We start from the raw sequence: 20,170 nt of genomic DNA on the forward strand, positions 1-20,170 counted from the left end.
GATTCCCGGCATGCTGAAGGGAGCAACACAGTGGTTGGTTGGATGCCACATAGCCTCTGACCCGATGAAGGAGTCGCCAAACGTGACGCTCGAAAGTGTGAAGTCTTTGCAGCCAAGTCCAGTGCGAGAGCTTAAGCTTGCGATCTTGGATATGGCCGGTACTACCGTCGCCGACGACGGACTAGTTGAGTAGGCATTTAGTCGCGCGGTGGCCTCGGAGGGAATCGACCCCGGTGGTGACCGATTCAACAGCATGCTTGGGTACGTGCGTGACACGATGGGGATTTCGAAGATCACCGTTTTCATGCATCTTGAATCGCTCCGGTGTGTCCGGAGGGTTTCTCAGACGATGAGCCTGTCGGCGGCTGCCGTGCTCTGGTAGTGATATGTAGTAGTGGTTTTCTAGCTCTACTGGTGGGATGTCTCCGCAGTACTGGTAGAGCCTTCGGTGGTTGTACCAATCGGCCCATTCAGCGGTGCCGATTTCGACTTCTTCTAGAGTCCGCCAGGGCTTGCCGGGTTTGATCAGCTCGGTCTTATAAAGCCCGTTGATGGTTTCCGCCAAGGCGTTGTCGTAACTATCACCCACAGAACCGATCGAGGGGCGGATACCGGCCTGGGCCAGGCGTTAGGTGAAGGCCAAGGAGGCGTATTGAGCCCCGGCATCGTGATGATGAATCACCCCGGAAATCTCAGCCCCGGCCCGTTCACGACTCCAGATTGCCTGATTAACTGCGTTGAGCACTAGCACGGTGTTCATAGAAGCACTCGCTGACCAGCCCAGGATCCTCCGAGAGTAAGCATCGATCACGAAGGCAACATAGACCCACCCGGACCAGGTCGAAACATAGGTGAAATCATCTACCCATAGCCGATCCGGTGCCGTTGGTGTGAAATCACGGCGGACCAAGTCCTTCGCTCGGGCCGCCTTCGAGTCTTTGATCGTGGTGCGTTTGACCTTGCCACGGACCGCACCCTGTATGCCAAGTAACCCCATGAGCCGTTCTACCGTGCACCTGGCCACCGGCACACCTTCACGGTTCATCGCCAACCAGACTTTCCTGGTGCCGTGCACCCCGTAATTAGCGGCATACACCTTCTGGATCACGGGCTTGAGCACCTCATCACGTTGTTCTCGGTGAGATCGTGTTTTATCCACCCATTCGTAGTACGTGGACGGGGTGGTCTTCACCCCGTCCCAGTAAGCACCTGGCAGATCGACTCGACACCCCACCGCAATCCATTATTCTCGCGGTGACCGGCATGGTCCTTGATGTATTTCACGATCAGTGTTGTGGCGGTCGAGTTCGACCGCGAAAAAAGCTGAAGCACTCCGAAGGATCGCGTTCGCCCGTTTCAGCTCAGCGTTCTCACGCCGTAACCGTTTCAGCTCGGCCGATTCCGTGCTCGTTGTTCCAGTTCTAGTACCAACATCGATCTCGGCTTGCCGGACCCATTTACGCACCGTTTCCGGCACACCCACACCCAAAAGCTGGGCAACTTTTTGCATCGCCGCCCACTCCGAAGACGCACCCTCCATCTCCGCACGATCCTTCAACTCCTGCGGATACCGTGTCGTAGTTTTCCCTGCCATGTCCTGATCCTCTCAAACAAGAAAGTCTCCGGACACACCGGGGCGATTCACTTCAAAGCGGACGACCTGAAGATCGTGGACAAGTCTTTGGTTCCTGGACCGCCATTTGCTATCGCTGGTGCGTTGCCCGCAGACCTAAAGAAGACCTTGACGGACAAGATCTCCAAGGTCACGGTCAAAGACATTACCGATGCTGGAATCGCCTCCAAATCCGCCTTCGATAAGTTCTTCGGCGACGGAAACGCTCCGGTAGACGATGCCTACTACAACGACTTGCGCGACTTCTGCCGCAAGCTCCCCGAAGTAAAGACCTGCGCGGGAATCTAATTCTTCCGCCAAGAGCGGGGTGGCCGAGTTTCGGCTACCCCGCTCACCAGCATTAACCAGGAGTTTCTATGGCGAATTCGCCAGCAAACATTCATGACGAGGCGATTTCCGTCGCCCAGCTGAGCAAATCCTTTGGTGAGCTCCAAGCTTTGCACGATGTAAATCTGTCTATACCGGCAGGTCAAATTGTTGTTTTGCTAGGACTCTCTGGCTCGGGTAAATCGACGCTGCTTCGGCATTTGAATCAACTTGAGTTGCCCAGCAACGGCGAGGTTCGAGTGCTTGGTGAACGCGTTGATCAACTGCGCGGCAAGTCGCTGCGCCAGCTGCGTTCAAGGGTTGGGGTGATTTTTCAGCAGTTTGAATTGGTGCCATCGCTGAGCGTGATGGAAAACGTGCTGACCGGTGCTTTGGCGCGAATGGCCGGACCGCGACTTGGACTGATCAGCTACCCCAAATCATTGCGAGCGAAAGCCCTTGATCATTTGGAACGCGTCGGCTTGGGTGCGAAGGCGTTCCAACGAGCTGACACCCTTTCTGGTGGACAGCAACAGCGTGTAGCGATTGCGCGCGCACTCATGCAGGATCCGGAGATCTTGCTTGCGGATGAGCCCGTGGTCTCGCTGGATCCGGAGTCCTCGCAACAGGTGATGAACCTCATCCGCGAAATTGGCATGGAGCGCAAGCTTACTGTGGTTTGCAGCCTGCACCAAGTCGAATTAGCGCTCTCTTGGGGAGACCGAATTATTGGCCTGCGCGCTGGCTCGGTAGTACTAGACACGCCAACCGAGGGGCTCGGCAAAGAGCAGGTGATGGAGATTTACGGCCAGGTGGCCACCTCTACCGCGGAAATCAGAGCAGTTCAAGAAGAGCTAGCCGAGGCGGCTGAGCAGCTATCTGCTGGTGCGGCAGCCGCGGCTTCGCAGCGAAAGATCAACGACTGAGATGGCTACTGGACTGAGTGCACCACCGAGTAACAGCAAAACAGTATTGCCGGCAGGAAGCGAACGCCGGTTATTGCCACGGCCTTCCGCTCGCTCGCTGGGTGTCGCAGCAGTGCTCTTGGCGCTGTTTCTAGGCGTCGTCGCGGTTTCCTCCCTTGGGCTTTCTGGGCCCCGGATCGTTTCCAGCCTGGACAAAATTGGCAAATTCTTAGCGCGCTCGGTGCCCATGGATTTCTCCGAGCCGCTCGTACTAGCTCAGCTAACGCTACAAACCTTGTCCGTGGTGATCTGCGGAACGCTTTTAGCCACCATTATTTCCATTCCAATCGCGTACTTTGCGGCCCGTAACACCAGCCCCCACCCGGCACTGCGCTGGCTTGCTCGCGGCATGACGGTCCTCGCTAGGTCCATCCCTGAGTTGGTCTTGCTCATTATCGTGATCACCTTGGTTGCTGGCGGGCCGGTCTGGCCGTCCATTGTGGCGATCGGCCTGCACTCAGTTGGCATGATCGGAAAGCTTTTCGCCGATGCCATAGAGCAGATCGACGAAGGTCCGAGGATCGCTATTAGAGCTGCTGGCGGCGGCAAATTGCAGGAATTTGTCTCCGGAGTATTGCTGCAAGTGTTGCCTTCTTGGGTGGCGACCGTGCTGCATCGCAATGACATCAACCTTCGCGCTTCAGCCATTTTGGGCATCGTCGGGATGCCCGGTTTGGGATACGAACTCAAGGCATCAATAGATCGTTTGGACTACCAAAGGATGCTCGCCGCCGCGCTCATATTGTTTGCGCTGTGCGTGGTGATGGAGATTATTGCGACAGTTTTGTGTTCGATGATCTTGGGACGCGCTTCGGCCGGAAAATCACTCGGGTCGCGGCTTTCTCGGAAGTTGGTCACGACGACGGCGAACGGTGACGGCTCGTTGGCCACCATTGCTCTGCCTAGCCCGGCAAAGCGAAGGACTAGCGCGCCGTGGACGAGCCGTCGAATTCAGGTCAATCTGATTGGCTGGCTGATCCTTGCCGTCTTGATTTGGGCGGTTTTGTACGCGAATATCAACTGGCCCGACGTGGTCAATGCGGTAGTGAACTTGCCGCAGCGTTTCTCGACTTTGTTTCCGTTGTCCTTTGGCGATACTCCTGCGCCGAAGATGATGAGCTTGCTTTGGGAGACGTTCTATATCGCGCTGGCCGGGACGTTGATTGCGGTGCTGTTCTCTGTTCCCTTCGGTTCGTTTGCGGCTCGCAACATTGCCGCTAATGGTGCCGTACACAAAACTTTCCGGTTGGTACTGCTGGCCATCCGAGACATTCCAGAATTACTGCTGGCAATCATCTTGATCTTGGCCACCGGATTTGGCCCGATCGCGGGCGCTTTCGCCTTGGGCCTTGGCGGGATTGGGCTCTTAGGTAAACTCCTGGCCGATTCCTTCGAAGAAGTGGACTCCGGGCCGGAAACGGCGCTCAAAGCCACGGGTGCGCGTCGAGGGCAGATTTACGCTGCAGCGACGTTCCCGCAAGCTACGCCAGCATTTGTTGGGCACATTTTTTACATGCTTGATTCGAATGTTCGGGCCGCAACGGTACTTGGTGTGGTCGGAGGTGGCGGAGTCGGCTTTGTGATGTTTGAGGCGACTAGTCGCAGCCAGTACAACGTGGTTTTCACTATTGCGCTAATGATTCTGGCAATTGTGCTGGTTATTGAAGGCGTCTCAATGTGGGTTCGGAAAGCTTTGAAGTCCTAGTTGCTTGCTCAACTATTGATTCAACACTGCAACCCGTCCTGTGGCGTCTTCCCATCCACAAAATAGCCGTCAACTGCGTTTTGAATGCAGGAATTGGACCGTCCATACGCGGTGTGACCGTCGCCGTCCCAGGTCACCAAAACGCCAGCGGCTAGTTGTTTCCGCAGCGCCTGTGCCCACGGGTAGGGCGTTGCGGGATCGCGAGTGGTGCCAATGACTACAATTGGGCCGGTTCCTTGTGCGGAAATCGGATGCGGTTTGGCTACAGACTGATACGGCCAGTTCTTGCAGGTCAATCCCGAGTAGCCCAAGTACTTTCCGAAAGTTGGCGATGCGGTTTGTAAAGCCAGCGACTCGGCGCGCAACGCTGAGATATCGGTGTCCATTTGATAATCGAGGCAATTGATTGCGGTGAAGGCAAAAGCGGTGTTGGAGCTGTACTTGCCGGTGTTTGGATCACGATCGGCCGCATAGTCGGCAAGGTCCATCATGCCGTTGGGGTCACCATTGGCGGCGTCGGTCAACCTAGCTTGTAAGACGCTCCACAGATCAGTCGAATACATAGCTAGTGATAACGCAGAACTAAAGCCGCTGCCAGTGAGCAACCTGCCGTCTTTGGTCTTTTGCGGAGTTTTCTCATACTGCGCGTTGAGATCCCGCACTTGCTGAACTATTTGTTCGGGGCTGCCGCGGAAAGGGCATCCTTTAGCTTGCGCGCAATTCTCAGCCCAAGAGTTGATAGCGGCCTCGAACGCCTTTGCCTGGCCCATACCCAATGTCTCAATTGTCAGCGTGGGGTCTAGCGCGCCGTCGAGCACAAACTTGCCCACTTTGGCCGGGAACAGCTCCGTGTAAGTGGCGCCAAGCTTAGTTCCGTAGGAGAAACCCAAGTAATCAAGCTTCGCCGAGTTCACTACTGCACGGAGAATATCGAGATCCTTCGCCGAGGAGATCGTATCTACAAAACCGAGCACCGCACCGGTATTTTGCTTGCATTGCGCAATGTCATTGATGTTTTGCTTTTCAAAAGCGGCAACGCCGGCGTCGGTTTGTAAGTCATGGTCGGTTTGGCGTTCTTTGTCTTGGTCTGCATCGCTGATGCACGTTACGGGCGCCGATCGTTTCACGCCGCGTGGGTCAAAGCCGACCATGTTGTAGGCCGAACGTAGCTTCGCCGAGAACAGTGAGCTGCTCTGCGAAACCATGTCGTAGCCAGAGCCGCCGGGGCCCCCCGGATTTACCAAGATCGAGCCGATCGCGTTACCAGTTGCCGGAAGTTTCACCGCGGCAAGCTCAAGGGAGTCTCCCTGCGGATTGGCATAATCCACTGGCACTTTGACCTTGGTGCACTGCATGTTCTTTTCGCAGCTGGTCCACGTCAGTTGCTGGGTGTAAAAACTCTTCAAGTTATCCGGCGCGTCCGCAACAACTGAGGGGTCCTGGCTTTGTTGACTGCTCGGTGCTGGGAACACCGGTGTGCAGGCGCTAAGCGTCAGCGACCCAGCGAGCAGTACGACGGCGGCCCGCAGCAAAGTCTGGTAGCGGCTTTGTCGGGACGGGCGGACATTTCGCATGAAGGCTCCTTGCAGCGGACGGCGTTACAACAAACTTACCGTCATCGCTTCAATCGCCAAGAGTGGGGCCACGTTACTACCCACAATTCGCCGTCGAACCTCGCTGATGGATTCGATGCGTGCCAGCGAGACTTCGGCGCTTGAACGGCTGGCAAAATCAGCCAATTCAGATCGCATTCCGGCGTTGACTAGCTCGTGATCCGCCGCTTGATTGCTGGAAATCTGAATCAACATGACGTCGCGGTAAAAAGAAAGCAAATCTGTTAATGCGCGGTCCAAGGTGTCCGTGATTGACCGTTTTGATCGACGTTTTTGATCTTCTTCGAGTTGGCGCACTTGTGCGCGCATTGACGGCGGCAAAGTACCGGTTTCCGGCGCGCCCAGCGATCGCAACAGTGCTTCTTTGTCCACGGCATCGCGTTGTTCGTTGGAAGAGGCGGCTTCCGCTGTGGCCAACTCGACTAAGGATCCAGCGGCCCGGACTGCCTCTGAAACGCCGCGTAGCCCAAGCGGTAACCGGACGGTCGCTTCGCGACGGCCGCGGGCACCTTCGTCCTGAGCCAGACGCCGCGCAATGCCAACATGGCTTTGCGCGGCCCGCGCGCAAGCCAAAGCTAATGTTGGCTCGATTCCGTCGCGAGATACTAAGAGCTCGGCCACGTCCTGCACCGGAGGCACTCGCAACGTGACCAACCGGCAACGCGAACGAATAGTAACTAAGACATCTGCCGGGCTGGGCGTGCATAAGATCCACAACGTGCGCGGCGGCGGCTCCTCGATCGCCTTGAGCAAGACGTTGGTGGTGCGTTCAGCCATCCGGTCTGCATCGCCGATGATGATAATCCGCCATCGTGCAGATGCGGGCCGGTCTTGTGCTTTGGTGACCAATTCTCGAGCTTCATCGATGCTGATCGTGGTCTTTTCCGTCTCCACAAAGGTGACGTCGGAATGAGTTCCGGCCAGCACTGTGTGGCACGCATGGCAGCTGCCACAGCCACGTTCCGCGGGGTCGACTTGCTCGCAGATCAACGTTGCAGCAAATGCTTTGGCGGCGTTTGACCGACCAGAACCAGGCGGGCCGGTAAACAACCAGGCATGGACTGGAATCTCTTCAAGGGCTGCTTTGCGCAACTGTGCCACAACGGTCTGTTGCCCCTGTAAGTCGTCCCAGACGCTCATAAGAGTTCCTTGGCTCGTTGCAGGATTGCCTGCTGAAGCTCGTCGATGCTGAGCCGCGCATTGAGGATGAGGTATTGCTTTGGCCGAGCGGATGCTAAATTCAAAAAGGCTTGCCGAATGCGGTCATGAAAATTATCTGGTTCGGACTCTAAACGATCTGGCCTTGCCCCTGCTCGACGGTTGCGACCTTCGTTCGCGGCGACGTCGAGAAGGATCGTCAATTCTGGCAGCAGGCCCGCAGTTGCCCATTCATTAACCTTGCGTACCTCGTCTTCACCCAAGTCGCGACCGGCGCCCTGGTACGCAATGGACGAGTCGATATATCGATCAGTGATAACGACTTTTCCTTCGGCAAGAGCTGGCCGAATAACTTGTTCGGCGTGTGCGGCGCGTGCAGCGGCAAACAGCAAAGCTTCAGTACGGGCGTCTATCTGGCCTTGACCATGGTCTAAGACTAGGGAGCGAAGTTTTTCTCCTACCGGTGTACCGCCCGGTTCACGAGTCAGCACTACTTGGCGACCTAAATCCTTAAGCGCAGCGGCAAGTAACCGTGCTTGGGTGGACTTTCCAGCGCCATCGCCACCTTCGAACGCGATGAAGAAGCCAGAACGCTTGGCCGCGGACTGATCGGGTGCGACGCTGTTGGCCGGGAGGTTGCTCACAGGTCAAGCCTATCGAGGATCACCGACAGCTTTGATTCGGCCAACTGATTCTTCGGTCAGGTGGCGTCAAAGGTAGGTGATCAGCCGGAGGTTTGCGCAGTGGATCCCAGATATCCGGCCGGTAAAAGGGGACATACTTGATGAATTACTTAGTAACGAGCGTCATGCCGTAGGCGCTCAGTGCCGGATTTACTGGCTGGTAGTAGGCGACGTTGGGCTTGCCAACCTTTTCGCCACAAACAGCCGGCTTACCCGGTCCTTGTGAGTAGCCCTGGCCGCCCGAGGTCAAACCCTGAGCCTGAGTTCCGGACAGGATGGCGCCACCCGAGTCGCCGCCTTCAACGCAAGCGTTGTATTGGACCAGGCCGTTGACCCGATCGGTACCGCCGTCTTCGCGGCTGTAGTTTACGCTGACGTTTTTGGCCTTGATAGTGCCACAGGTCCACTGTGTGGTTCGGCCTGACTTACAGGACGTGCCGCCAACGGCTGACTCGGTTGAACCGGTGACGTTGACGTAGGTGCCATTCTGTCGATCGACCTGAGCCTGCAGCGAGATTGCTGCCGTATTGGTGCGAATCAGGCCGTAGTCGGTACCCGGGAAGTTTGACTTCTCATGGGTACCCAGGATGGTGGTTCCTTTAGCTTCGATAGGCCGCAGCGTCGGCTTAGCACCGATCTTGGTAGTGCAGTGCCCGGCCGTCACATCGAAGGAAGCCCCCCCGGTCTTGTCCACGGCAGCGAAGCCCAGCGAGCAGACCTGCCAGTAGCCCGGTTTGCCATCAACAGGCAAGCCGTACTCTTGACCGCCATAAGCATTTGTGGTTCCAGCCAATACCGTTGTGGTCGCCGCAGTTTCCGTGAGCTTCACCGCGCTGCCGTACTGAGTCAACGCTTGGCTGACTGCGGCTGGCGTATTTGCCGGAAGTTCAACATCGACGGTATTGCTGCTGGGATTAACGCCCCAGCTGCTACCGGCCACTTCGGAGAGCAACGGCGAAAGTGCCGTCCGGAGCTGTTCGGACTGAGCTGCCGACCGGCTCATCTGCACAACCTTTTCGGCGCCATTGCCAAAGGCTGTTAATGCAGCCGTCGGATTGGTAATCCCGACGGTGAGTTTTCCGGTTGCCTGGTCGATAAATGCGCCCGAGCCAGTTGCGCCCAGTACGCCGTCGAGACGTTCTGCAGCCAACGAAAGGGCCGGTTGCTTGACCACTCGATCAGCAGCGTCATTGCTGCTCAAACCAGTGGATTCAAGGTATTTCACCGCTGCTTCAGTCGCTGATTCTGGGTGAAGGTTTGCGGGGGTAGTTGCCGGGGCAGCGGTAGCTGCGCCAGCGACGGCGCTAACCAGCAAACCTGTAGCAGCCAAGCTGCTCAAGCAGGCACGCAGAGTTGTTTTCGCCATTTTCATTCGGGGCTCCTTTGATATTTTCCATATTGCGGGGGTCCTGAAATCTCCGTACTTTTGTCGGAGATTCCTGCAACCCTAAGTTCCCTGAACGTCACCTGTGAATACTGCCAGGTGATTTGCTAGCTATTTCCCAGTTATCCTCCAGCTTTAGTAACCAGTACTTCGCATTTGGCGTCATGTGCTGGTAACACGACTGGCTTACACTCAAGGCGTGAGCTCATCGGAACCCCGCCAAAACAGCGATTCAACAGATCCCCTCTGCAAAAAGCGGGTCTTGACTCCGGAAACCGTTGTCGTTTCGGCCGGCAGACCTCAGCGTGAACACGATGCCGCAGTCAATCCGCCAATCGTGCTTTCTTCGACCTTTCACGGCACCGGCGAAGTCCATGATGGCGATCGTGCCTACGGCAGATATTCCAATCCCAGTTGGGATCCTTTTCAAGATGCGCTGGCGCAACTTGAAGGCTCAGAATTACCGGGACTATTGTTTTCTTCCGGATTGGCGGCGGCTGCCGCTGCACTTGATCTGGTGCGGCCCGGTGGAGTGTTAGTTATGCCGCGGCACGCTTACCAAGGTGTGCTTGTGATGGCTGCTGAGCTCGCGGAGCGGGGTCAATTTGAGCTTCGCCTGGTGGATGTTGCCGAAACCAACGCGGTGATTGACGACCTTTCTGGAGTTGATCTTCTTTGGCTAGAAAGCCCCACTAATCCATTATTGGAAGTGGCCGAAATTGCGAAATTAGTTCAGGCGGCGAAAGCTGCGAACCAGGCGGCGATAGTGGTGGTGGACAACACTTTTGCCACCCCACTGCTGCAGCAACCGCTCAACTTGGGCGCCGACGTCGTCCTTCACTCGGTGACCAAGTATTTAGCCGGCCATTCCGACGTGGTGCTGGGCGCACTTGTCACGGGAAATGAGAAGTTGCGCTCGCAGCTCTTGCACTATCGGTCGATTCAGGGTGGCATTGCTGGCCCGTTCGAATCCTGGCTGGCGTTGCGCGGCTTGCGGACGCTCTCGGTGCGAATTTAACGCTCACAAGCTACTGCGGCAATTTTGGCAGAACGGCTCTGTTCGCACGCTGCCGTGACCGCGGTTCGGTATCCGGGTTTGAGCACAGATCCCGGTCATGAGCGGGCAAAGGCGCAGATGAGCGGATTCGGCTCAATTTTGTGTTTCGAACTTGTTGGCGGGGTGGCTGCTGCCAATGTGGTGGCTTCCGCCGTGGAGCTTTGGACGCCAGCTACCTCGCTGGGTGGCGCCGAGTCGCTTTTGGAGCGCCGACGTCGGCACGCCAACGAGCCAAAGACGGTACCGGAAAGCATGTTACGGCTGAGCGTGGGCATTGAGAACGCAGAGGATCTTTGGGCAGACCTGTGTCAAGCCTTGGATTCCGCACAAAACCGATAGGCTGAAGAAGTGAAAATCGCTGGAACTGTTGCCTACTGGATTATGTTGCTTGCCGGGCTCGTGGGCCTTGGCATTCAAGTATGGGCTCTGATTGATTGCCTGATTGCGCGGCCAGCGGACTTTGAACGCGCTGGCAAACGGAGCAAAAGCTTTTGGCTAGCGATTACCGGCATTTCGGTGCTTGTTGGAGTTCTCTATACCGTCGGCGCCGGGTTTAGTTTTGCGTTGTTGCTTATGCTCGCGGCTTGCGTTGGTGCGGGCACCTATCTTGCGGATGTGCGGCCGGCCGTGCGCCAGATGCGCGGTGGCGTAAGCCAGGGCGGCTCTTACCAGCCCTGGTAGCCTCGGGCTACTCCGGTGCTACCGCGGACCAGGCAATGCTGAGCTCACCCAATCGCCATCGGGTAGCACTATCTAGCACCGGCCAGCCCGCGTTAAGGATCGATTGACAGCTAGCGATCCAGCGCTGTTTTGCACCGAATGGTGCCAAAGCCGAGTGCGCAGCCCAAGATTGGTCTAACTCGCTCAAGAATCGGTGGATCTTTTCGCCAGGAATATTATGGTGAATCGGAGCTTTAGGTAGCCTCTCGGCAACTTCCGACGGCACGCTAAAGGAGCCGAACCGCTGCGCGATGGTCAAGGAAATTGGCCCGGATTTATCAGGGGCAACCCAGGCCGAACGCCTGCCGATTTCGTCACAAGTACCGTCGACGAAAATCCCAGTCGTACTCAATCGCTGGCTGACTGCGTGCCAGATCCCTTCGACGTCGAACTCTTCGTATTGTCGCAGCACGTTGAACGCCCTGATCATGACGGGACTTCGTGGCGTCGGGATCTCAAAGCCGCCCAATAAGAAGCTCAGATTTCGGTTACCGAGTTCGCGTGCAAGTGCTTGGCCGCGGCTGACCCGGTCCGGTTCAATCTCAATACCGACCAGCTCTAGGTCAGGCTGGATTTTAGCCAGCCGAGTATAAAGTTCGACGGCGGTGGTTGGCGTGGCGCCGTACCCCAAATCCACTACCAGCGGCTGGGGATCAGTGCGTAGTCGCCAGGCCTGTGGTCCGGCTAGCCAACGGTCCACGCGACGTAGCCGGTTGGGATTGGTAGTTCCTCGAGTCACATTACCCACCGGTTTTACCGCGCTCGAGCGCGCGATCTGTAATCTCTTAGCGCGTTCCACCACGGCTCTTAATGTACCCGCTTCACTAGCTTCAGATTGGATAGACTTCTAGACATGACTTATACGCTGATTTTGCTGCGCCACGGCCATAGCGAATGGAACGCCAAGAATCTCTTCACCGGTTGGGTCGACGTCGATTTGAACGACCAAGGCCGAGCTGAGGCAGTGCGCGGCGGCCAGCTGCTGGTGGAAAACGATTTGCTACCTGACGTTTTGTATACGTCACGGCAAAAACGTGCCATCAATACCGCCAATTTGACCCTGGCCGAAGCCGATCGTGGCTGGATTGATGTCAAGCGTTCTTGGCGGCTGAATGAGCGCCATTACGGTGCTCTGCAGGGCAAAGATAAAGCTCAAACGCTCGCGGAATTCGGCGAGGCCCAGTTTATGGAATGGCGCCGCAGCTACGATGTTCCGCCGCCGCCGCTGCCTGATGACTCCGAGTTCTCCCAGGTGGGGGATCCACGTTACGCCGATCTAGGGGACGCCATTCCGCGCACGGAATGCCTCAAAGATGTTTTGGAGCGACTGCTGTCGTACTGGGAATCCGATATCAAAGCGGATCTGTGCGCCGGGAAGACGGTCCTGGTGACCGCGCACGGTAATTCGTTGCGCTCGTTGGTCAAACACCTTGACGGGATTTCCGACGAGGCCATTGCTGGCCTGAATATCCCTACCGGTATCCCGTTAGTTTACGAACTGGACGAGAACTTCGCACCGATTACTGCCGGTGGCCGCTATCTTGACCCGGCTGCTGCTGCTGCGATTCAAGCAGTAGCGAATCAAGGCAAAAAATAACCCGTTGAACACCGCGAGTGTCGACTTGTGGTTGCTTAGAACTGCGCTAAGCAACCACAAGTCGACACTCGACGACGTTGTGTGGCGGTTGTGTGGATTTAGGCGTGGGCCTCAGGCTGCCACTGGCCGGTGACCAAATAAGAAACCTTACGAGCAACAGATACGCCATGATCGCCGAAGCGTTCAAAGTAGCGGCTCGCCAAAGTGACGTCCACCGTGGTGGCGGCGGATTCATTCCAGTCTGCTGCTGCAATAGCCTTGAAAACGCTGCTGTGCAGTTCATCAATCCGAGCGTTTGACGCCGCGATCTCAGTGACCAGCTCTAAGTTGCGGGTTTCCAGCAACTCACCCAACTGCTTAGAGATCTTAATATCTAGCGCCGCTAGCTCGTCGAACGTCACGGTCAGCGAAGCCGGAATTACTTTGGCGGGAAAACGCAAGCGAGCCAACTGAGCAATATGCCGGGCTAGATCTCCCATCCGTTCCAGAGATGCGCTCATTCGGAGCGAGCCAACAATCATCCGCAAATCGGAAGCTACCGGCCCCTGCAGCGCCAAGATGTCGATCGCTCGCTCATCAAGGTCGTTCTGCAAGAAATCGATTCGGGCGTCGGCGGCAATCACTTCCTGCGCGAGTTCGACGTCGGCGCCGGTAAATGCCTGGTTCGCCTTTTCAATGGCATCGGTAACGAGAGCTGAAATCTCAATAAGCTCTTCGCCAACCTGATGCAGCTCGGCTTGGAATACTTTGCGCACGAAGCGTCCTTTCCCCTCAGTGAATACGCGGGTGTGCCAGAGAGCTCATTTTCGGAGATCTCTGGAATCAGAATAAAGCTCTTGGTGGCCACAACCCTGCCGCCAAGCTTTCCAGCCGTCAGTGAATTCCCGGTCACGAGAAAGTGAACGTTGGTTGAACCCAGGCGAGTCAGTGCCAATCCGGCCAATTCTAAGCCCAGGCTGAGCATAAGCTAGTCCTGTGGACCCCCTGCTCATCGGAGTTGTCTCCGGACTGATCGGCCTGCTGATGGGCGCCTTTGGCGTGCTCGCATTCACGCTCAGCGACCGGCAACGCAAGGTCATCGAGACCTCGGATGAGCCGAACCTACCCACCGGTGCCGCTGAAGTATTGGCCGTCGTCGGGCGCGCTTTTGTTGTTGTCGACGATATCGACGGCGTAGTCCGGGCCAGCCCGGGAGCCTATGCTTTCGGTTTAGTTCGTGGCCACACCGTGGTGCATCGGGAACTATTGGAGATGACAGCCCGGGTACGGCGCGGCGGGGTTATTGAAGAACACGAACTTGAGCTGCAACGCGGGCCGCTTGGCGAGGGAACTCTGATCGTTCAGGTCCGCATCGCGCCCTTGGGTGAAGATTATGTGCTGTTGCTTGCCGACGACCGAACTGAGATCGCACGGACCGAAGCCATCCGAAACGACTTCGTCGCCAACGTCTCGCACGAGCTGAAGACTCCTGTTGGCGCCATCTCGCTGCTAGCTGAGGCTTTGGAAGCGTCGCCGGATGATGAAGAAGCCGTGCGCAGATTCGCGCAACGGATGCATAAAGAGTCGTTGCGACTTGCCGCTCTGGTGCAAGACATTATTGAGCTCTCCCGATTGCAAGGTGCAGATATTGTCCAGCAAGGTCACGAGGTGGACCTCAACGCGGTGATTCTGGAGGCAGTGGATCGGTCGAAGCTGCAGGCGGAAGCGAAGCATATTGAGTTAGTTCTGGGTGGCTCCGCAGCACAGCCAGTCTTTGGTGACGCGGATCTATTGGTCACGGCTTTTCGGAACTTGATCGATAACGCAGTGCGCTACTCGCCAGAACGAACCACAGTAGGCATTGGGCTACGCCGCTCGGAGGGTTTGCTCAGCGTTTCGGTTTCAGACCAAGGCGACGGTATTTCGCCTGAAGAACAAGAACGCATCTTTGAACGTTTTTATCGAGTCGATGCGGCTCGATCTAGGCAGACCGGTGGCACCGGTCTGGGTTTGAGCATTGTCAAACACGTTATTTCCAACCACGGTGGCGAAGTCACGGTGTGGTCCCAAAAAGGTAAGGGTTCAACATTCACGGTACGTTTGCCGGAGATGGAAAGCTCGCAGACCCATAGCAGCCCAAACAGCGCAGGCATTGCTGATGCGCCGCGTTTGGCAACAACGTAAGGAGTGACTGCGTGAGCAGGATTTTAATCGTCGAGGATGAAGAGTCCTTTTCCGACCCTCTGTCCTACTTGCTTGCCAAAGAGGGCTTCGAGGTCGAGGTCGTAGACAATGGAATTGACGCGATAACCGAGTTCGATCGCGTCGGGGCCGATCTAGTGCTGTTGGATCTTCAGCTTCCTGGCCAGTCTGGAACTGAGGTCTGTAGACAACTTCGCGCACGCTCTTCGGCGCCGGTCATCATGCTGACCGCTAAAGATTCCGAGATCGACAAAGTCGTCGGCCTAGAGCTTGGTGCCGACGACTACGTCACCAAGCCATACTCGTCGCGCGAGCTGGTGGCACGGGTGCGCGCTGTGCTTCGTCGGCAGGGCGAGCCGGAAGAATTAATGACCACTACGGTGCAGGCCGGACCGGTGCGAATGGACATCGAACGGCACGTGGTGAGCGTCAACGGCGAGCAAGTTTCACTGCCGCTCAAGGAATTTGAATTACTTGAAATGCTCTTGCGCAACTCTGGTCGAGTCCTCACCCGAGGCCAATTGATAGATCGCGTCTGGGGTTCCGATTACGTCGGCGATACTAAGACCTTGGACGTGCACGTGAAGCGTTTGCGCTCGAAAATTGAGCCGGATCCCTCTTCGCCACGCTACTTAGTAACCGTACGTGGCCTGGGCTACAAATTCGAGCCCAGAGTCCTGAAACCTTAAACAAAGAACGACGGCGGTCGCTCACCTTTCGGTGAGCGACCGCCGTCGTTCTTTAAGGTTGGAAAGTGCCTAGTGGCTCGGTGAAGCAGTCGCGCTTTCGCTCGATTTTGGTTCTAGGGGCAGCAGCTTAGGAATGTACTTTACGTACTCCTTGAGGGTGCCATCCAAAACTGGCACCTTCGCGTCTTCGCTGGCAGGGCCCTTGCTGCCGTTCTGGCTAACCGTTACCGTCTCTAGCCCGCCAGCCGGCTCGCTGACCGCGCTGAGGATCGAGGCCTCGGTGCTCTCGTTGAGGTAGTAAGGCTCATTTGGCTTGACCGTGACTTGAGTTTGCGCGCCATCAGCGCCGCGGAAGGTTACTTCAATCGGTGCGTTAGAGGTGTTGAAAACGGCGCCGAGTACCCTGCCCGGCTTATCCGTGCTGCCGCTCGTGACGATGAGAATGTCGCGAAACTCAACGTTGCCAATATTGAGCTGGATTCCGTCGGAAGGTGAGTAGACATGGGTAGTCTGTTGCGGCGCTATGTAGCCGCAGGCGGAGGCACCAAGCAAAGTTGCGCCCAAGATGGCGACCGCACCCAGCCGGCGGGAAAGGCTCAGACCCCGATTACTCGCAGCGAGTTTCACGTACATTCTCCTCATATCAATGGCAGTTGCCGGTCCATGCCAGGACACAGCTACGGCTCAGGAAGCTTCCCAACTATAGCCTATCCGGAAATAGCGTCCGGCTCGACTCGGCAGCCGCGCAGGATCGTCTCGAAGCACCCCCGCCCCTCGGGATGCATCTTTTGGCTGCCGCGTCAAGAGGTAGTGAGCACTCATTTCTATGCGCGAGCTGGCCCTGACCTGCGAGAACATCCCGATCTCGCCGCGCCGTCGCGACCATTTCGTGATAAACTGGGATGCGGGAAAGGGAGAATCCACATGGTTTTTGAGATCGGCGAGACAGTAGTTTACCCACACCACGGTGCAGCCAAGATCGAGGAGATCAAAATGCGCACCATCAAGGGTGAAGAGAAGATGTATCTCAAGCTCAAAGTGGCCCAGGGTGACCTGACCATTGAAGTACCTGCGGAAAACGTTGATTTGGTGGGCGTCCGCGATGTAGTGGGCAAAGAAGGTTTGGAGCACGTTTTCGACGTGTTGCGGGCTGAGTTCACCGAAGAACCGACCAACTGGTCGCGCCGGTACAAGGCAAATCTAGAGAAGCTGGCATCCGGCGACGTCATTAAGGTTGCCGAGGTCGTTCGCGATCTTTGGCGCCGTGATCACGATCGGGGCCTGTCAGCTGGAGAGAAGCGGATGCTCGCTAAAGCGCGGCAGATTCTGATCTCTGAGCTTGCTCTGGCAGAGAAAACTGACGAAGAAAAAGCAGCCACAGTGCTGGACGAGGTTTTGGCGTCCTAGCCTTCGAGGTTCTTTGTGGAAAAGCCCCGGCCCCGATGACCGGGGCTTTTTTGCGCCCAGTTCCCAGTGGTTAACGCCGACTGTTTGAGCCGGTTGACTCGGTTGCTGGCGCGGATTGCCGCCTGACTCGGTCCCGCTGAGTCCCACAACTCCGTGGGAAGAACTATTTTGTCCCACTGAACTTGCCGTCTCAGTGGGACCCAGCCGATAGGGCTCCGGGATACGCTGGGTAGATGAATTATCGGGACGAAATACGCGTCGCAGTTATTGTGGTGGCCGCTGGCTCGGGGGAGCGACTTGGCCAGGGACAACCCAAAGCACAAGCCGCTCTGGGCTCAGAGCCGCTTTTGGTGCACGCGCTGCGCGGAGTGTTAGCTGCTCACGTTGCAGAATTTCTTTGCGTGGTGGTGCCGCGGGGAGATGTTGAGCTGCGAGCAGTCTGTGCTCGGATCGACCCGAGTATCCGCACGGTCGACGGCGGATCGACTCGTTCGGACTCAGTGAGCAATGCGCTCGCGGTCCTTCCGGCGAATATCGACGCCGTTCTAGTACACGATGCGGCGCGTCCGCTCACGCCGGAGGAAGTATTTCACCGGGTGCGAAATGCCCTTGAAGCTGGTGCTCAAGCGGTTATTCCGGCGCTAGCGGTAGTCGACACCATCAAGACGGCGCAGCCCTCAACTGAACGAGAGATCGCACCGGAGCAAGTCCATACGACGCCGCAGCGCGATGTGCTGCGAGCCGTCCAGACTCCGCAAGGCTTCGACCTGGCCACGTTACGTGCAGCCCACGAAGCAGCTTCAATGTTTAACGACGCGCAAGCAGCAGCAATTACCGATGACGCAATGCTGGTTGAATCGCAGGGAGTGCCAGTCTATATAGTGCGCGGTTCGGAGCTGAGCTTGAAAATCACCACCCCGATCGACTTATTGATTGCTGAAGCCATGCTTGAGGGGCCGGCAGCGCCTCGTTGGGTGGAGGGCTGATGATTATTCCGCGAACCGGCATTGGTGTAGACGTTCATGCTTACGGGGAAGCGACCGAAGAACTGTGGTTGGCTGGGCTGTTTTGGCCAGGCGAGCGCGGGCTCTCTGGCCATTCCGACGGCGACCCGGTTTCGCACGCTGCCGCGGACGCATTGTTTTCAGCGGCCGGAGTCGGCGATTTAGGCACGCATTTTGGCGCCGATCGTCCGGAGTATGCCGGAGCTTCCGGCGTAATTCTGCTTGCCGAAGCTGCCAGGATCATTCGCGACGCCGGGTTCGAAATTGGCAATATTGCGGTTCAGTTTGTTGCAAATAAGCCAAAATTCAGTCCGCGTCGAGCTGAAGCGGAGGCGGTCTTGAGCGAAGCAGCAGGGGCCCCGGTTTCGGTCTCTGCCACGACGTCGGACGCCTTGGGATTCACTGGCCGAGGCGAGGGCATCACCGCAATTGCGACCGCTCTTGTCTACCTCAAACCCGGTTCCGCAGCCTGACTTTGAACTTATGTCCCAGCACAGGGCTTAGACCGGGGACATAAGTTTTATCCGGGCACGGGTTAGCCCGTGGAGAACACTTTTCTGCCGATGCTCGGCTAGCCTTGAGGGGTGACTCTGCGCTTTTATGACACCGCAACAGCTGAAGTACGCGACTTCGCGCCCCTTGTCGAGGGCAAAGCATCGCTGTACTACTGTGGTGCCACTGTGCAGAGCGAGCCGCATATTGGGCATCTTCGCTCCGCCTTAGTCTTTGACCAACTAACGCGCTGGCTACAGTTCCGTGGCTTTCAAACTACGGTGGTGCGTAATGTCACCGATATTGACGACAAGATCCTGGCCAAAGCTGCAGAAGCGGGCGAGGAGTGGTGGGCGCGCGCGTATAAATACGAGCAGCAGTTCAATGCGGCTTATGACAAGCTAGGCATCACTCGTCCTGATTACGAGCCGCGCGCTACCGGAAACATCTCCGAAATGCACTCGTTGATTCAGGACTTGATTGACCGCGGACACGCCTACCCAGCGCCGGATGGCTCGGGAGATGTTTACTTCGATGTTCGGTCTTGGGGTAAATACGGTTCACTAACGCACCAGAACATTGACGATATGCAGGCCGCCGCAGATGCGGACCCGCGCGGCAAAAAAGACGCTCGCGATTTTGCGCTCTGGAAGGGCCGCAAGCCTGAAGAGCCGACGACGGCGTCTTGGCCCAGCCCGTGGGGCGCCGGTCGGCCGGGCTGGCATCTAGAGTGCTCGGCGATGGTGGGCAAGTATCTTGGCGACGCTTTCGATATTCATGGCGGTGGTTTGGACCTGCGATTCCCCCATCACGAAAACGAGATGGCGCAGTCTCAAGCAGCGGGTAGACCTTTTGCAAATTTTTGGATGCACAACGGGCTGGTCGCTTATCAGGGCGAAAAAATGTCAAAGTCCATTGGCAACGTCATTGGCCCCGGGGAGCTGTTCGCGCAGGCCTCGCCGCGCGTGGTCCGGTATTACTTGGGCCAAGCGCATTATCGATCGGTGCTGGACTACAGCCCAGAATCACTCGAAGAGGCGGCCGCCGCGTTGGCTCGGATTGACGGGTTCCTTGTGAATGCGGGCGCAAATGTTCAACGAGTCGAGGTTGAAGACTCTGGTCATATGTACCTTCCACCGGCCGCTAAGCAGGGTTTCGGCTGGTTCGCCTACGCGCCACTTAGTGACACTCCAGCCGCCTTCGTTGAGGCTATGGACGATGACCTCAACGTGCCCAAAGCACTCGCAGTTCTCCATGAGACAGTTCGGGCCGGAAATTCAGCGATTGCAAGTTCTGACCTGGTCGAACTGCAAAAGAAATTTGAAGCAGTGCTGGCGATGTTGGATGTGCTGGGTCTCAGCTCAATTGCCACCGACCAAGCCGCAGACAATGGATCTACGCATGCGTTAGAAACCCTGGTCCAAACCAGACTGCAAGAACGGCAGCAAGCACGTACTGAAAAGAACTGGGCCCGCTCGGATGAAATCCGGGATGAACTGGCTGAAGCAGGAATCAAAATTGAAGACTCATCCAATGGTGCCACCTGGTCCATTGAACGAAAGCAACAGAGGTAGAG

The 20,170-nt window shown here is 56.9% G+C and carries 18 protein-coding genes and 2 pseudogenes; 12 read left to right on the forward strand and 8 right to left on the reverse strand.

The annotated features are described in order from the left end of the window. Positions 1 to 379: 379 nt before the first annotated feature. Positions 380 to 1,594, reverse strand: a pseudogene (locus tag RSAL33209_RS16800) (IS3 family transposase); the annotation flags it as partial. 75 nt (positions 1,595 to 1,669) lie between these two features. Between RSAL33209_RS16800 and RSAL33209_RS01640 the strand changes: the two are divergent. The 3 genes from RSAL33209_RS01640 (at position 1,670) to phnE (ending at position 4,609) form a co-directional block, all read left to right on the forward strand. Continuing rightward, the gene (locus tag RSAL33209_RS01640; RefSeq protein WP_041684294.1) at positions 1,670 to 1,921 is read left to right on the forward strand and encodes a hypothetical protein; all 252 of its coding nucleotides are present in this window, start codon (positions 1,670 to 1,672) and stop codon (positions 1,919 to 1,921) included. A 68-nt stretch (positions 1,922 to 1,989) separates the two neighbouring features. After that, positions 1,990 to 2,865 carry a phosphonate ABC transporter ATP-binding protein gene (gene phnC, locus RSAL33209_RS01645; RefSeq protein ID WP_012243855.1) on the forward strand — a complete coding sequence of 292 codons (876 nt, stop codon included), beginning with the start codon at positions 1,990 to 1,992 and terminating at the stop codon, positions 2,863 to 2,865. 1 nt (position 2,866) lies between these two features. Further along, positions 2,867 to 4,609, forward strand: a complete 1,743-nt coding sequence (gene phnE, locus RSAL33209_RS01650; protein WP_012243856.1) for a phosphonate ABC transporter, permease protein PhnE — start codon at positions 2,867 to 2,869, stop codon at positions 4,607 to 4,609. Positions 4,610 to 4,629: 20 nt separating this feature from the next. On the opposite strand, the gene RSAL33209_RS01655 is transcribed toward phnE, so the two are convergent. The 4 genes from RSAL33209_RS01655 to RSAL33209_RS01670 all read right to left on the reverse strand — a co-directional run bounded on the left by RSAL33209_RS01655 (position 4,630) and on the right by RSAL33209_RS01670 (position 9,435). After that, positions 4,630 to 6,183: an alpha/beta hydrolase gene (locus RSAL33209_RS01655; protein ID WP_012243857.1), complete on the reverse strand. Its 1,554-nt coding sequence runs from the start codon at positions 6,181 to 6,183 to the stop codon at positions 4,630 to 4,632. Between the two features lie 24 nt (positions 6,184 to 6,207). After that, positions 6,208 to 7,362 carry a DNA polymerase III subunit delta' gene (locus RSAL33209_RS01660; RefSeq protein ID WP_012243858.1) on the reverse strand — a complete coding sequence of 385 codons (1,155 nt, stop codon included), beginning with the start codon at positions 7,360 to 7,362 and terminating at the stop codon, positions 6,208 to 6,210. Next, a complete protein-coding gene (gene tmk / locus RSAL33209_RS01665) occupies positions 7,359 to 8,024 on the reverse strand; it encodes a dTMP kinase (RefSeq protein ID WP_012243859.1) in 666 nt (221 codons plus the stop codon). Before tmk ends, RSAL33209_RS01660 begins: the two co-directional genes overlap by 4 nt. A gap of 145 nt (positions 8,025 to 8,169) precedes the next feature. Next, positions 8,170 to 9,435 carry a S1 family peptidase gene (locus RSAL33209_RS01670; protein WP_012243860.1) on the reverse strand — a complete coding sequence of 422 codons (1,266 nt, stop codon included), beginning with the start codon at positions 9,433 to 9,435 and terminating at the stop codon, positions 8,170 to 8,172. A 274-nt stretch (positions 9,436 to 9,709) separates the two neighbouring features. On the opposite strand from RSAL33209_RS01670, the pseudogene RSAL33209_RS01675 reads away from it, so the two are divergent. Beyond that, positions 9,710 to 10,843 (forward strand): annotated as a pseudogene (locus tag RSAL33209_RS01675) (trans-sulfuration enzyme family protein). 9 nt (positions 10,844 to 10,852) lie between these two features. Beyond that, positions 10,853 to 11,185, forward strand: a complete 333-nt coding sequence (locus RSAL33209_RS01680) for a DUF2516 family protein (RefSeq protein ID WP_012243863.1) — start codon at positions 10,853 to 10,855, stop codon at positions 11,183 to 11,185. A gap of 7 nt (positions 11,186 to 11,192) precedes the next feature. On the opposite strand, the gene RSAL33209_RS01685 is transcribed toward RSAL33209_RS01680, so the two are convergent. Beyond that, entirely contained in the window at positions 11,193 to 12,026 is an 834-nt protein-coding gene (locus RSAL33209_RS01685) for a class I SAM-dependent methyltransferase (RefSeq protein ID WP_012243864.1), read from the reverse strand. A 51-nt stretch (positions 12,027 to 12,077) separates the two neighbouring features. Between RSAL33209_RS01685 and RSAL33209_RS01690 the strand changes: the two genes are divergently transcribed. Then, a complete protein-coding gene (locus tag RSAL33209_RS01690) occupies positions 12,078 to 12,821 on the forward strand; it encodes a phosphoglyceromutase (RefSeq protein ID WP_041684295.1) in 744 nt (247 codons plus the stop codon). A 98-nt stretch (positions 12,822 to 12,919) separates the two neighbouring features. Here RSAL33209_RS01690 and phoU read toward each other — a convergent pair whose 3' ends face one another. Then, complete coding sequence (gene phoU / locus RSAL33209_RS01695; RefSeq protein ID WP_012243866.1) at positions 12,920 to 13,576, reverse strand: phosphate signaling complex protein PhoU; 657 nt, start codon at positions 13,574 to 13,576, stop codon at positions 12,920 to 12,922. 220 nt (positions 13,577 to 13,796) lie between these two features. Between phoU and RSAL33209_RS01700 the strand changes: the two genes are divergently transcribed. Beyond that, positions 13,797 to 14,984 (forward strand): sensor histidine kinase, encoded by a 1,188-nt coding sequence (locus RSAL33209_RS01700; protein WP_012243867.1) that lies wholly within the window; start codon positions 13,797 to 13,799, stop codon positions 14,982 to 14,984. A gap of 11 nt (positions 14,985 to 14,995) precedes the next feature. Beyond that, positions 14,996 to 15,691, forward strand: coding sequence for a response regulator transcription factor (locus tag RSAL33209_RS01705; protein ID WP_012243868.1), 696 nt, complete (start codon positions 14,996 to 14,998; stop codon positions 15,689 to 15,691). Between the two features lie 69 nt (positions 15,692 to 15,760). On the opposite strand, the gene RSAL33209_RS01710 is transcribed toward RSAL33209_RS01705, so the two are convergent. Continuing rightward, positions 15,761 to 16,318, reverse strand: a complete 558-nt coding sequence (locus RSAL33209_RS01710; protein WP_145962028.1) for a hypothetical protein — start codon at positions 16,316 to 16,318, stop codon at positions 15,761 to 15,763. A gap of 297 nt (positions 16,319 to 16,615) precedes the next feature. On the opposite strand from RSAL33209_RS01710, the gene RSAL33209_RS01715 reads away from it, so the two are divergent. The 4 genes from RSAL33209_RS01715 to cysS all read left to right on the forward strand — a co-directional run bounded on the left by RSAL33209_RS01715 (position 16,616) and on the right by cysS (position 20,168). Beyond that, positions 16,616 to 17,098 carry a CarD family transcriptional regulator gene (locus RSAL33209_RS01715; RefSeq protein WP_041684297.1) on the forward strand — a complete coding sequence of 161 codons (483 nt, stop codon included), beginning with the start codon at positions 16,616 to 16,618 and terminating at the stop codon, positions 17,096 to 17,098. Positions 17,099 to 17,331: 233 nt separating this feature from the next. Beyond that, positions 17,332 to 18,084: a 2-C-methyl-D-erythritol 4-phosphate cytidylyltransferase gene (gene ispD, locus RSAL33209_RS01720; RefSeq protein WP_012243870.1), complete on the forward strand. Its 753-nt coding sequence runs from the start codon at positions 17,332 to 17,334 to the stop codon at positions 18,082 to 18,084. Then, a complete protein-coding gene (gene ispF, locus RSAL33209_RS01725; RefSeq protein ID WP_041684298.1) occupies positions 18,084 to 18,575 on the forward strand; it encodes a 2-C-methyl-D-erythritol 2,4-cyclodiphosphate synthase in 492 nt (163 codons plus the stop codon). The genes ispD and ispF overlap by 1 nt, the downstream gene beginning before the upstream one ends. Positions 18,576 to 18,686: 111 nt before the next feature. Continuing rightward, positions 18,687 to 20,168 carry a cysteine--tRNA ligase gene (gene cysS, locus RSAL33209_RS01730; protein ID WP_012243872.1) on the forward strand — a complete coding sequence of 494 codons (1,482 nt, stop codon included), beginning with the start codon at positions 18,687 to 18,689 and terminating at the stop codon, positions 20,166 to 20,168. The last annotated feature ends 2 nt before the right edge of the window (positions 20,169 to 20,170 follow it).

The sequence above is a fragment of the Renibacterium salmoninarum ATCC 33209 genome (genome assembly GCF_000018885.1).
Classification (GTDB): Bacteria; Actinomycetota; Actinomycetes; order Actinomycetales; family Micrococcaceae; genus Renibacterium; species Renibacterium salmoninarum.